General features: G+C 48.5%; 11 protein-coding genes and 3 tRNA genes. All 14 read right to left on the bottom strand.

The features are described 5' to 3' along the window. Positions 1-2 precede the first annotated feature (2 nt). A tRNA-Leu gene (locus tag FH968_RS21380) sits at positions 3-86 on the bottom strand. 16 nt (positions 87-102) lie between these two features. Then, positions 103-178, bottom strand: a tRNA-His gene (locus tag FH968_RS21375). A 71-nt stretch (positions 179-249) separates the two neighbouring features. Beyond that, positions 250-326, bottom strand: a tRNA-Arg gene (locus FH968_RS21370). Between the two features lie 157 nt (positions 327-483). After that, positions 484-1,224, bottom strand: a complete 741-nt coding sequence (gene wecG, locus FH968_RS21365; protein WP_139883144.1) for a lipopolysaccharide N-acetylmannosaminouronosyltransferase — start codon at positions 1,222-1,224, stop codon at positions 484-486. Then, on the bottom strand, positions 1,221-2,597 hold the full coding sequence (wzyE, locus tag FH968_RS21360) for an ECA oligosaccharide polymerase (protein ID WP_139883141.1): 1,377 nt from the start codon (positions 2,595-2,597) through the stop codon (positions 1,221-1,223). The genes wecG and wzyE overlap by 4 nt, the downstream gene beginning before the upstream one ends. Next, positions 2,594-3,673 carry a TDP-N-acetylfucosamine:lipid II N-acetylfucosaminyltransferase gene (locus FH968_RS21355; protein ID WP_139883139.1) on the bottom strand — a complete coding sequence of 360 codons (1,080 nt, stop codon included), beginning with the start codon at positions 3,671-3,673 and terminating at the stop codon, positions 2,594-2,596. The genes wzyE and FH968_RS21355 overlap by 4 nt, the downstream gene beginning before the upstream one ends. Continuing rightward, positions 3,670-4,920, bottom strand: coding sequence for a lipid III flippase WzxE (gene wzxE, locus FH968_RS21350; protein ID WP_139883137.1), 1,251 nt, complete (start codon positions 4,918-4,920; stop codon positions 3,670-3,672). Before wzxE ends, FH968_RS21355 begins: the two co-directional genes overlap by 4 nt. Before the next feature lies 1 nt (position 4,921). Beyond that, positions 4,922-6,052, bottom strand: coding sequence for a dTDP-4-amino-4,6-dideoxygalactose transaminase (rffA, locus tag FH968_RS21345; RefSeq protein ID WP_139883135.1), 1,131 nt, complete (start codon positions 6,050-6,052; stop codon positions 4,922-4,924). Between the two features lie 4 nt (positions 6,053-6,056). Further along, positions 6,057-6,746 (bottom strand): dTDP-4-amino-4,6-dideoxy-D-galactose acyltransferase, encoded by a 690-nt coding sequence (rffC, locus tag FH968_RS21340; RefSeq protein WP_139883132.1) that lies wholly within the window; start codon positions 6,744-6,746, stop codon positions 6,057-6,059. A 25-nt stretch (positions 6,747-6,771) separates the two neighbouring features. Then, a complete protein-coding gene (gene wecC / locus FH968_RS21335) occupies positions 6,772-8,034 on the bottom strand; it encodes a UDP-N-acetyl-D-mannosamine dehydrogenase (RefSeq protein WP_139883130.1) in 1,263 nt (420 codons plus the stop codon). Then, on the bottom strand, positions 8,031-9,161 hold the full coding sequence (gene wecB / locus FH968_RS21330; protein ID WP_139883128.1) for a non-hydrolyzing UDP-N-acetylglucosamine 2-epimerase: 1,131 nt from the start codon (positions 9,159-9,161) through the stop codon (positions 8,031-8,033). Before wecB ends, wecC begins: the two co-directional genes overlap by 4 nt. 62 nt (positions 9,162-9,223) lie before the next feature. Beyond that, entirely contained in the window at positions 9,224-10,273 is a 1,050-nt protein-coding gene (gene wzzE, locus FH968_RS21325) for an ECA polysaccharide chain length modulation protein (protein WP_139883126.1), read from the bottom strand. 23 nt (positions 10,274-10,296) lie between these two features. Beyond that, positions 10,297-11,400 carry a UDP-N-acetylglucosamine--undecaprenyl-phosphate N-acetylglucosaminephosphotransferase gene (gene wecA, locus FH968_RS21320; RefSeq protein ID WP_139883124.1) on the bottom strand — a complete coding sequence of 368 codons (1,104 nt, stop codon included), beginning with the start codon at positions 11,398-11,400 and terminating at the stop codon, positions 10,297-10,299. A gap of 226 nt (positions 11,401-11,626) precedes the next feature. Next, positions 11,627-12,886 carry a transcription termination factor Rho gene (gene rho / locus FH968_RS21315; protein ID WP_034492237.1) on the bottom strand — a complete coding sequence of 420 codons (1,260 nt, stop codon included), beginning with the start codon at positions 12,884-12,886 and terminating at the stop codon, positions 11,627-11,629. Between the last annotated feature and the right edge of the window lie 356 nt (positions 12,887-13,242).

The raw sequence follows: 13,242 nt of genomic DNA, 5'->3' as shown, positions 1-13,242 counted from the left end.
GGTGCGAAGAGAGGGACTTGAACCCTCACGTCCGTAAGAACACTAACACCTGAAGCTAGCGCGTCTACCAATTCCGCCACCTTCGCAATATCACTAAATTAATGGGGTGGCTAATGGGACTCGAACCCACGACAACTGGAATCACAATCCAGGGCTCTACCAACTGAGCTATAGCCACCACTGTAAATCTTTCACGCGGTCTATATTATAAAAACAAGTACCACCGCAGCTCCAGCGCCATTCAACAAATGGTGCGCCCGACAGGATTCGAACCTGAGACCTCTGCCTCCGGAGGGCAGCGCTCTATCCAGCTGAGCTACGGGCGCGTAGCGCCGTTGCGGGGTCGGATATTACGGGCTTCATGCTCACCTGTCTAGTGCTTATTTAAATAAAATGCGCATTTGGTTATGCTTTGCACATTATGCTGAAAATCCGGCCAAATCCTCTCGCGAAACTCTCTTTATCTATGTATTGAGTGATGTTTTACAGGCGCCCGGTGTAATGCCACGCCAGATAACGCAGCAGCTTTATTTGGCGAGTTATGCGGCTCGGTTGTGACAATAACCGATACAACCATTCCAGACCGAGGTTCTGCCATACCTTTGGCGCGCGCTTCACGTGTCCGGTGAAGACATCGTAGGTGCCACCCACCCCCATATACAACGCATTAGGATAGACCTTCCGGCAATCGCGCATAAAGATTTCCTGACGTGGCGAGCCCATTGCTACCGTTACAATTGCCGCACCACTGTCGCGAATGCGCTCAAACAGCGCTGGCTGTTGCTCGGCTTTGAAATAACCATCCTGACTATCAACGATATTGACCTGCCACTGTTCGCGCAGTTTGGCTTTCGTTTGCGCCAATATCTCCGGTTTACCACCGATTAGAAAGACGGGTGTACCTTCCTGCCCAGCCCGCTGCATCAACGCTTCCCACAGATCAGCTCCCGGGACGCGTGACACAACAGCGCCAGGAAATTTTTTACGGATCGAACGCACCACGCTAATGCCATCAGCGTATTTGTATTCCGCCTCTTCGATTAGCGTACGTACTTCTTTATCGCGTTCTGCGGTCAGGATTTTCTCTGCATTAATCGCCACCAGCGTACCGGTACGCAATGAATCTTCTGCATAGAGGTAATCCAGTGCATGCTGCATATCGCGCCAGCCCAGAAGATTCAGGCCGCGAAGAGTATAGGAAGGAGCTGAAATTGGAGCGTTCATGATAATCCTTGTGAAGCATTTTGAGAGTCAGATCTCACGCGCGGCGAACGACGTAACCGCTGATGTATCAGCCCCGCACTATCAAATAACCAGTAAAGCAGTTTCGCGAGCAGCAGACAGGCGCCAAATACCAGAATGAAAAACACTACACGGGAAACGAAGGAATCCAATCCCTCACGCGCCAATACAATCATGTTAAAAATCGCACCGAAGCAGAAACTATGCAAAATGGCGGCTTTGTACTTGTTGGTTTCCCGATTACCTAACTCATACAACCAGTCGAACCATTTAATGATAAGCCCAACCGCAACTGCACCTAGCGGGATAAACCACACGCCGCCCATTACCACAAGCGAACCAATTAAGGTCGGTGATATCGCCAGCCCAGAATGGTTGTTGAGGATTTCCCAGGTAAAGTAGTTCGCGCTATTGAGCACAATGCCTGGGCGGCTTGGCCACAGCCAGGTTGGAATAAAGACATAGAAATCACGAATAATAGGCGCCAGCCCCTGGAACTCAATTTTGTCGTAATTTTGCAGCAATAAACCGAGGTTTTCCCATGGTGAGAAGGTATCCCGCGTCAGATACAAGAACGTATAAAATGCCTCTTCACCGTTAACATTCATCCCGTAGCGTTTCAACGCCAGCCAGAACATGCCGACGATGCCAAACACACCTGCTGCAACCAGCATCCACAACGAGATCCAACCACGGATAATGCCGATGAACAAAAAGATGGCAAACGCGATAATGATATTGGCGCGCGTACCACCAACAATCATGTAAGTCAGCAACCCGAATGCGACTGTGCTGACCAGGAAGAATAACCAGGCTCGCCCGTCTTGTTTCAGGAAATAGACCACCAGCATCGCGGGAATAAAGAAATAGAAGAAACGCTTCAACGCAACGCCCGACACTTCACTGGAAAATATCTGGCTATATGAATGCAGTTTAAACAGCAAAAAACCGTTATTCATAAAGAAGATACTAACGCTCACTAGCGCCACCACCATCAGCATGAACCACGTCAGATGGGTTTCAACACGGTTCATGGTAAAGAGAGGTTGCCGCACAGCGGCAGCACGCTTCTCCCGTAGCCGCGTTTTATAGGCGACATAGTAGATTCCATAGAAGCACGCGGCGGCTAATTGCGCTTGCAATAGGACATCCGCTGGGACCACTGACACTCCGAAGCGAAACACTAATGTGCACGTGAAAGGGAAACCAAAGAAAAAAGTCAGCAGATAGAGCAGCGAAAAGAACACATTAAAATTGAAACGAACGCGGCGGAATTCCTGGTACGTTAAAATGCCAATGAACATCACTGATACAAACCAGACCGCAAACAGACCGCCAAATTGCAGCAAACTCATGCAGTTTCTCCTGATGCAATGTCCAGCGCCCGTTTCCAACCGTCAACATAGTTAGGATTAAAGAAGGCAATCTGTTGTTTATCCAGTAGGCGTAGCTGACGTTGGGCTTCGCGAACGATGGGTTCATCAAGCGGGTCACCAGTAAACAGCACCGGAATATGTTGTTCAGTCATATCTTGCCAGAAAGGGTTTTTGCGACTCAATACACAAGGTGTTCCGGCCTGAATAAGCAAGCAAAGCGTACCGATACCTTGTTGACGATCAAAAATGAAATAACCGAGATCACATTGGCGCAGCATTGCCAGGTAGTCATCAAAATCCATTTTTTCCGTCAAAACTTGCAGATTCTCTTTGCTGAATAAAGCATTGCCAACCTGCTGCACTTCATCAATATAAGTATCATTATTGGCTGGATACCCCATCGGCACCACGACGCGTACCGTATCGCCAAACTGTGCATGAATCGCTTTTAGCGCAGTAATGTGTTGGTTACTACGGTCACCGGAGTTGCCAACCAGCAGCGTAAGTTTGCCACCGGGTGTCTTTTCACTACTCATGCTATTGAGCGTGGGGTCCATTCGTGTTGGGAAATAAATGAGTTCACCCGGCACCCGTGGATGGCGTTCGTGGAAATAATTCAGATCGCCTCGCGTTGCAAACACGCGGCCCATACGTCCCTGTGCAATACGGCGCAGCAGGTAAAATGCACGAAACTTGAGGCTGCTTGAGGCCTCATAAAGATCTGCACCCCAGATATGCCAATTCGTCTGATCTGGCTTTAAGCCCCCAGTCAGCAATGCAATCCACAGCGCGCTATTAAACTGACCATGGAAGAAAAAATGCTGCTGGCGGTTGGTGCGAGCCTTTTCTACAACAGTCTGCGCCAGTGCTTTTTTAGTGGGGAAAAGTGTGACTGAGAGTGCCGGAAAAGCCGACAGCAGTGAGTCATCCTTTGAAACCACCATAAACTGGCGTGCATGCGGATTTGAAGCAGCAAGTTCGTCGCTGAAGAAGCGCAGTACCGTTTGATTATGATGCGGGATATCCGATCCCAAAACGTGAATCAGTGTCGTCATGCTCGTCTACGATAAATGAGAAAAACGCTGCAACAGAGCGTGAAGTAAATGATGTACGTTGCCATATAAGCCTGCGCGGCCCCCAAGGCTCCGTGCGAAGGTATAAGCCAATGTGCAAAGCCGGTCAATAAAGCAAACTGGCTAATTTCAGTCAAAATATAGAAGCGAAGCGACGCTTTAGCTATGACCAGATAGCCAAACACATACGAACCGACTTTCAACACATCGCCCACGAGTTGCCAGGCAAAGAGATCGCGCATTGCAATAAATTTATGTGAGAAAAGCAGCCATATGGCGAAATCGCGTAATAGCCAGACGGTGAAACTTGCCAGAGCCACAGCGGGCAGCACAAATTTCAGCGAGCGGATAATTTCACGGCTAATGTCATGCTTGTTAGTTAAACGAGAAAGTGTTGGTAGCAAGTAAACGCTAAATGAAGCCGTAATGAATTGCAGATAAGCATCCGAGATACTACTCACACCCTGCCAGATACCGACATCATCCCAACTATAATGATCAGCAAGGAGGTTTCGCATCATCACGTAAGCCACTGGCAACGTCACGGACGTAATCAGCGCCATGATAGTGAATTTGCCAAGGCTGCTGGCGTACACTTTGTCCCATTGCGGTTTCAGATAGCTGAGCGGGATATGTTCGCGCCGGACCAGCATGATTCCCGCAGGTATGAGTACTAATGCAGGTACCAACGCCAACCCCAACAATGCCCCCTGGTAACCGCCCAGACGATAGCAAAGGTAATAAGCAGTCACACCGATAATGCTGCCGCCAATCAATGCCAGCGCGTTTCCAGCTGCATCACGAAAACCTTTCATGATAGCCAGTGAAAAATTCGCCCAGGCTATACCCATTTGTACCAGCGCGACCAGACGCACTAGTTCCTGGTAGTCTTCATGCCCAAATAGTCCAAGGCTGATTGGTTTTGCCGCAACGACAAAGATGATGGCTAAAAGAGTGGAGAAGCCCAGAACCATCGCCGACGATGTGCCGATGACTTTACGGAGTTGCTCAGGCTGGTCATGATACTGCGCGACGTATTTTGTCACGCCGTTGAAAATCCCCGCTCCGGCGAGCACGCCTAATACGGTGATCATCTGGCGGAAGTTTCCAGCCTGCCCGACACCGCCAGGCCCAAATGACACTGCAAGCAGCTTCACCACCAGCAATCCAGCAGCAATTTTTACCAGTGTGGACCCTGCGGTCCACACTGAGGCTTTCGCGAGTGACATATCAGGAGAAGTAGCTTAGCAACGTATTGATGACGGTACGTTGGTTCGCAGGAGACAAGTTGTAGAACAGTGGCAGGCGCAACAGGCGCTCGCTTTCTTGAGTGGTGAAACGGTCTTCGCCATGGAAGTAACCAAACTTCTCACCCGCCGGGCAGTCATGTAATGGGATGTAGTGGAACACCGCCAAAATTTCTGCCTCTTTGAGGTAGGCGATCAACGCACTACGGTCGTCAATATCTCGAAGCTTGATATAGAACATATGTGCATTTTGCACACAGTCTTTAGGAATCGATGGCAGTTTAATACGCCCGGCGTTGGCCAGAGGGGCCAACGCATCATAATAGGCATGCCACAATTTCAGCCGCTGCTGATTAATCTTTTCCGCCGCTTCCAGTTGCGCCCAAAGATATGCGGCCTGTAGATCGGCCATCAGGTAGCTTGAGCCAATATCGCGCCAGGTATATTTATCGACCTGACCACGGAAGAATTGGCTACGGTTAGTCCCTTTCTCGCGAATAATTTCCGCGCGCTCAATAAGCGACGAATCATTAATCAGCGTCGCACCACCTTCACCACCTGCCGTATAGTTTTTGGTTTCATGGAAGCTGAAGCAACCGATATGACCAATTGTTCCTAATGCGCGGCCTTTGTAGGTCGACATCACGCCCTGCGCGGCATCTTCCACAACAAAGAGATTATGTTTGTTCGCAATAGCCATAATGGTGTCCATTTCGCAGGCAACGCCAGCGTAATGAACAGGGACAATCGCACGCGTTTTCTCGGTAATGGCCGCTTCAATCAATGTTTCGTCAATGTTCATCGTGTCCGGGCGAACATCAACAAACACGACTTTTGCGCCACGCAGCACGAAAGCATTCGCAGTAGAAACAAAGGTATAGCTCGGCATGATGACTTCATCACCAGGTTGAATATTCAACAACAGCGCAGCCATTTCCAGCGATGCAGTACAGGAAGGCGTTAACAGTACTTTTTTGCTGCTAAAACGGTGTTCCATCCACTGCTGGCAACGGCGAGTAAAACCGCCGTCACCACAGAGCTTGCCGCTACCCATCGCAGCCTGCATGTATTCGATTTCCGTACCTACTACTGGCGGAGCATTAAATGGGATCATTTTTTCACCTGTATAACCAGAAGGCGGTGCTTTCTATGCTGGCACCACTTTGAATATAACGTCGCAGAGCTGCGGTATTGCTGATTTGCGTCGCGACACGAAGCGTTTCTAACCCTCGCTGCTGACACCAAAAACGGGCGGATTCCATGAGTTGACCACCAACACCACGACCTGCCAGTAAGCCAATACGCGCTTCGCTCTCATTTAGCTGACGCATGCTGACAAAACCTTGAATCACATCACTGTTTTTCAACAGTAAACATTCGTGATCAAACGTTCCCAGCACCGCATTCTCAATCCATTGGGCATAAAAGCGACCACTATCCGCAGGCTGGTACCACGGCGTCCGAAATCGGCTTTGTGTAAAAATCTTAGCGGCTAAATCGCGCAAAATAGGAATATCAGTGCTTGTTGCCAGCTGCACAGCAGACGCAGCATTTTGCGTGCCAACTGCTAGTGTCAGATCGACTTCCCCTTCAACCAGCTTAAAACCGAGTTGCTGCAAACCATCAAGCCAGTCAGATTGCTGAGCGGGGATTTTAGCCTGTACGCGGGCGTAACTATCAAGAAGTTGTGTCGTCAGCAATGGCGAGTCGTATTCAAAACGAAGGATTCCGCTGTTCACTGCAAAGAACTGATTCTCCCAGTTAAGAGATTCAATTCTTGCGTGAATAGGGGAAGAGCAAGGTGTCATCGGTTTCACCCGTTTCTGGCGAAACCTAGCGCCAGACTCCTTTGGTATCAACAATCCAGCATTGCTGAACTTGCGTACCCGGAATGGCTTTGAAAGCTTGGTGATCAACCAGCATCACCAAAACATCGGCCTGTTGGAGAGCGTCATCAACCGAGGCTAATTCACATTGCTCGACCAGTTTTTTTGGTAACTGATGGATATTTGGTTCAACCACCAGCATTTTACCGCTGTGCCAGACGCTGAGAAGTGCAGCAATTTCCATGGCGGGGCTTTCTCGCAAGTCATCGATATTCGGTTTAAACGCTAAACCAAAGCAGGCAATGGTAATTTCGCTGGCACGCTTGCCCGTTTCTGAAAGGCAGTCTGCGACCGCTGCTTTCACCTGATTGACGACCCAGTGAGGTTTACCATCGTTGACTTCACGTGCTGTGCGAATCAATTTTGCTTGTTCAGGGTTCTGCGCAACGATAAACCATGGGTCAACGGCAATGCAGTGCCCGCCTACACCAGGTCCTGGCTGAAGAATATTGACGCGTGGATGGCGATTAGCCAGGCGAATCAGTTCCCAGACATTAATCTCCTGGGCGGCACATATCAGCGAGAGCTCATTTGCGAATGCAATATTCACATCACGGAAGCTGTTCTCGGTTAGCTTGCACATTTCAGCGGTGCGGGAGTTAGTCACCACGCACTCACCTTCAAGGAATATATTGTACAACTCGCTTGCACGAGCAGAGCAGACTGGCGTCATTCCACCAATAACACGATCGTTTTTGATGAGCTCGACCATCACCTGACCTGGCAGCACTCGCTCGGGACAGTACGCGACATTTATATCTGCTGCTTCGCCGGCCTGGTGCGGGAAAGTCAGGTCTGGACGAAGCTCCGCCAACCATGTCGCCAGTTGCTCGGTTGAACCCACCGGCGAGGTTGACTCCAGAATCACCAGCGCACCTTTCTTTAATACGGGCGCAATGGATTCAGCCGCGGCTTTGACGAAAACCATGTCAGGCTCATGATCGCCTTTAAATGGGGTTGGTACTGCAATCAAAAAAGCGTCTGCTTCAACCGGTTGGGTGCTGGCACGCAAAAAACCGCCTTCAACAGCCGTTTTAACCACCTTATCCAGGTCTGGCTCCACAATATGAATAGCACCGCGATTAATGGTATCTACTGCATGTTGGTTGATATCAATACCAACAACGTTTTGCTGTTTAGACGCAAAGGCTGCTGCGGTTGGTAATCCGATATAGCCAAGACCAATAACAGAGATGGTTGCAAAACTCATTGTTTCACCTGATTCTTCTTCAATGCAGCCAAAATTTGCTCACAAGCTTTGCCATTACCATAAGGATTATGTGCTCGGCTCATGACTTGATATTCGTTTTCGTCTTTCAGCAAATGCGTAACCTGACGAACAATTTCTTGTGTGTCCGTACCAACCAGACGAACAGTACCAGCATCAACGGCTTCTGGGCGCTCTGTAGTATCACGCATAACCAACACCGGTTTACCCAAGGACGGCGCTTCTTCCTGAATGCCACCTGAATCAGTAAGAATCAGATATGCCTGGTTCATCAGATAGACAAATGGCAGGTATTCCTGTGGGTCTATCAACACCACATTTTTGACATTCCCTAGAATACGGGTCACAGGTTCGCTGACATTCGGGTTCAGATGAACCGGATAAACGATCTGAACGTCACTGTTTTCTTTAGCAATCTCAGCCAGAGCGTGACAAATGCGCTCAAAACCCCCACCAAAGCTTTCGCGTCGGTGGCCGGTTACCAGAATTAGCTTTTTGCTGCTGTCCAGGAACGGATAGCACCCCGCCAGGGAGTTACGCAAACTATCATCCGCCAATACACGGTCACGAACAGATATCAGCGCATCAATCACCGTATTACCGGTGACGATAATTTTACTGTCGCTGATATTTTCGCGTAATAGGTTTTGTCGGGAATTTTCAGTTGGTGCGAAATGATACATCGCCAGATGCCCGGTGATCGTTCTGTTCGCCTCTTCCGGCCATGGAGAATACAAGTCGCCGGTACGCAGACCCGCTTCAACATGCCCAACAGGAATTCGCTGATAAAATGCTGCAAGACTCGTGGCTACTGTCGTGGTGGTATCACCATGCACTAGCACCACATCAGGTTTAAATGACTCAAGTATCGGCTTTAATCCTTCGAGAATACGGCAAGTAATTTCCGTTAGCCCTTGCCCCGGCTTCATGATGTTTAAATCATAATCCGGCTCGATAGAAAATAGATTCAGCACTTGATCCAGCATCTCGCGATGCTGTGCTGTCACACATACTTTTGCGTCAAAAAACGCGTCCTTTGCCAACGCATCAACCAATGGAGCCATTTTTATAGCTTCTGGGCGCGTGCCAAAAACAGTTAACACTTTCACAGCAATTCTCTTTTGTTAAAAAAGGCGAAGACCGTCCATCGAGCCTTCGCTGGGTAAGGGCGTTATAAAAATTTTGGACGGCGAGCTAATGCCACACCAGCACCAATCAGGGCCCCAACCATACCCCACATGATCAGTAAGAATACCCGGCGCGGGCTATCACGCTTCACAGGTTCTTCAGGGGTACGTAAATAGCGGTAAGTTTGAAAGCGAGCGTCAAGTGTTGGTCCAACATTCAGCGTCGACAACATGGCTCGGTTCTGGTCATAGTCAATGTCATAGTTTGGCCCGACCGCTTGCAGGCTTTCAAGGCGTGCTTGCAACATAGGACGTCCTAACATGAACATTTCAGAATCAGGTAACTCGTCAGCAGGAACTTCTGTTTCACTTTTGGCAATATTTTGCTGTTGTGCAATTTTCAACGCTTGCTCAACACTGCGAACCTTGCGATCGAAAATGGACTTTGCAACCGCTTCCTGCCGCTTAACTTGCGCCTTCATCTGAACAGTACGAGCAGCCCAAGCCCCCGTTAACTCTTCATTAAGATGACTTGCCGCCCGCTGGCTGGCAAAAGCGACATATTGACGCAGCAGGTTGTTAGCGTCAGCCGCAGTTTCTGCAATCAGTTTAACGCTATCACTGGTGTTCCGTGCGACATCACCAGCAGTAAATTGAATATTATCAACAAGTTCATCTAATAGCGCAGCATCCACTTTACTGTTGCCGACTTGGCGTTGCTTGTAATAATCGGTCTGTAGCCAAAAATCACGACGAGTATCGTAGGCAGATAACTGCATGATGAATTCTTTGTAAGCCTCATCCATTACCGACGGCTGATCGACCGGCAGCATATTGGCTCTGAGATCAAGGTTACGCAGGAATTGCTGCTGCGAATAATAGCCACCCAACATATTCACTGTAGGGCGATCAGTTATTGCGTTAGCACTCCATTCCTGTCTGGCAAAGAAGGTATAGATTAGCGCGACGCCAGCAAACAAAACTGCCATGCCAATAATCCACAACTTACCTTGCCATAGAGTCCGGAATAAACCACGAATGTCTAACTCGTTGTCTACCATTCCCGGGTTACTTCCTGGCACGTTTTGTTTCATCACTTCCCCAATTACTTTCAGAATTAAGAAATGGTACTACTGTTTTTACGTTGCCGGCGCTTATAACGCCTTATAAAACGCGCCACTTTCCAGGCTCGTTTGATGCAATAATCATACAGAACAAATGCAAGCAAGAATAATGCCAACATACCCCATTCGGGTACAGCTTGATAATATTCAGAGATAACTCCGACGGAAGCTAACAATGCTGCCGCAAAGGTGATCAGTGCAAATGCTTGCCGGGAAGTAAAGCCCACCCGCATGATAAGGTGATGAATATGTTGTCTATCGGCCGAGAAAGGACTTAATCCTTTGCGCAGTCGACGATACATGATAGCAATCATATCTATCAATGGGATGGCTATGATCCATAAAGCAGTGACAGGACTTACCGGATGAGAGTGCCCTTGTGTTGTCTGCAACAACATCCAGATCAGCGTAAAGCCAATGAATGTACTTCCAGCATCCCCCATAAAAACTTTATACCGTCGACCAAAAACACCTAGATTCAGCAGGATATAAGGAAGGATGGCAGCGATCATTGCGAAACACCACATTGCAAGACTAGTCTGTCCGTCAAAAAGGAGAATGATACCTAGTGCAGCAAATGACACACTGGATAACCCCCCTAAGAGACCATCAATACCATCAACCATATTGAAGGCATTGATAGCTGCCCAGACCGCAAATAAAGTAACGATATAACCGAATGGGCCAAGAAGAAACTCCCAGGAGCCAAGGATATAACCAAAATTTGAAAGGTAGAGTCCAGCATATGCCATCATAACAATGGCGACAAATGCCTGGGCGAAAGCACGGAATTTCACGCTAATATCGAAGCGATCGTCAATGGCCCCCACAAGCACCAAAATGCCTGCGCAGACCAAATAAAGCTGAGCGTGAGGAATATAATAACTAGAAGACAGCCACGAAGCTAAAAATGCGAAGCAGACCCCAGCGTAGACAGAAATCCCCCCAACCAATGGAATGAACCCCTGATGCCGCTTGCGGTAATTTGGTCTATCCACCAGGCCAATTTTCTTCGCCCCTTTGCGGGCAAAAAATAAAAAGACGAGAGTGAAAATAAAGACAAGGATGAGGTCTGTACTCAGACTGAGTAAGTTCACAATAGATGACTCTCTGCTAAATCATACAAGCTATTAAAGCAAAAAACGTGCCAAAAACCATCACCGATGATTTTTCATAACCTTTGTGGAACATATAATTATATTTAGATTGCTAACCCGCAAGCAAAAACAAAAACACGCATGCCTTCCATCAGCCGACTATAAAATTAGCCCACCAAAAGAAAAACGCCACGTCTAAGCGTGGCGTTCCCCGAGTTTTTGCTGCTTACGAGCGCTTCATCATATCGAAAAAGTCTTCGTTGGTTTTCGTCATCGCCAACTTGTTGATGAGGAATTCCATGGCATCGATCTCACCCATTGGGTGGATGATTTTACGCAGGATCCACATTTTCTGGAGTTCTTCCTGTGTAGTAAGCAACTCTTCTTTGCGCGTACCTGAACGATTGTAGTCGATGGCAGGGAACACACGCTTCTCTGCGATTTTACGCGCCAGATGCAGTTCCATGTTACCGGTGCCTTTAAATTCTTCGTAGATAACTTCATCCATTTTAGAACCGGTATCAACCAACGCAGTTGCGATGATAGTCAAGCTACCACCTTCTTCCACGTTACGCGCAGCACCGAAGAAGCGTTTCGGGCGATGCAGGGCGTTAGCGTCCACACCACCGGTCAACACTTTGCCGGATGCCGGTACAACGGTGTTATAGGCACGGGCCAGACGGGTGATGGAGTCGAGCAGAATGATAACGTCCTTCTTATGCTCAACCAGACGTTTCGCCTTCTCGATGACCATTTCAGCTACCTGAACGTGGCGAGATGCTGGTTCGTCAAAGGTGGACGCGATAACTTCGCCTTTCACCAGACGCTGCATCTCGGTCACTTCTTCCGGACGTTCATCGATCAGCAGAACCATCAGCACACAGTCCGGGTGGTTATACGCAATGCTAGTCGCGATGTTTTGCAGCAGCATTGTTTTACCCGCTTTAGGCGGTGCCACAATCAGGCCACGCTGGCCACGACCAATTGGCGAAGCCAAATCCAGTACACGAGCCGTTAAGTCTTCGGTAGAACCATTACCACGTTCCATGCGTAAACGAGAGTTAGCATGCAGCGGGGTTAAGTTTTCGAACAAGATTTTGCTACGCGCATTTTCCGGTTTGTCATAGTTGACTTCGTTTACTTTCAGCAGTGCAAAGTAACGTTCACCTTCTTTCGGCGGACGAATCTTACCGGAGATGGTATCCCCTGTACGGAGGTTGAAACGGCGGATTTGGCTGGGAGAAACGTAGATGTCATCAGGACCGGCGAGGTAGGAGCTGTCTGCAGAGCGGAGGAAACCAAATCCGTCCTGCAATATCTCCAGCACACCGTCACCAAAGATATCTTCGCCACTCTTTGCGTGTTGCTTCAGGATGGAGAAAATAATGTCCTGCTTGCGCATACGGGCTTGGTTTTCCAGCCCCATATTTTCGCCGAGAGTAATCAGCTCAGAAACCGGCGTATTCTTTAATTCGGTAAGATTCATAATGGTGGGTTCTTAAACTCGGGGTAAATCTCGAACATGTATCGTGAATGGTATGGCAGGATCATCCATGCCTGTTTAATGGCCACCACCACATGTCTAATCGCTGTCTGGTCATAGGAAAAACACAGAACTGAAACGATAAGACGGAATGGGTGATATGCCCGAAATCGATTATGCGACAGTATGTTCACTGTAAAACAGGGTCTTAGTGAAAGTTAACTGGAAGCATTGGGTATTACAAAGATTCAAACTATAAGACAAGTTCAAAATGCAGTAAAAGTAACTTAGCATGACTGACGCCGGGCGTCCAGCAGCTCACAAAAAATTGCGAACCCGCACGCACCGGCTGAGATTCC

Origin of the sequence: Buttiauxella sp. B2 (assembly GCF_006376615.1) — a bacterium.
Lineage (GTDB): Bacteria > Pseudomonadota > Gammaproteobacteria > Enterobacterales > Enterobacteriaceae > Buttiauxella.
This window is presented reverse-complemented; position numbering and strand designations above follow the sequence as displayed.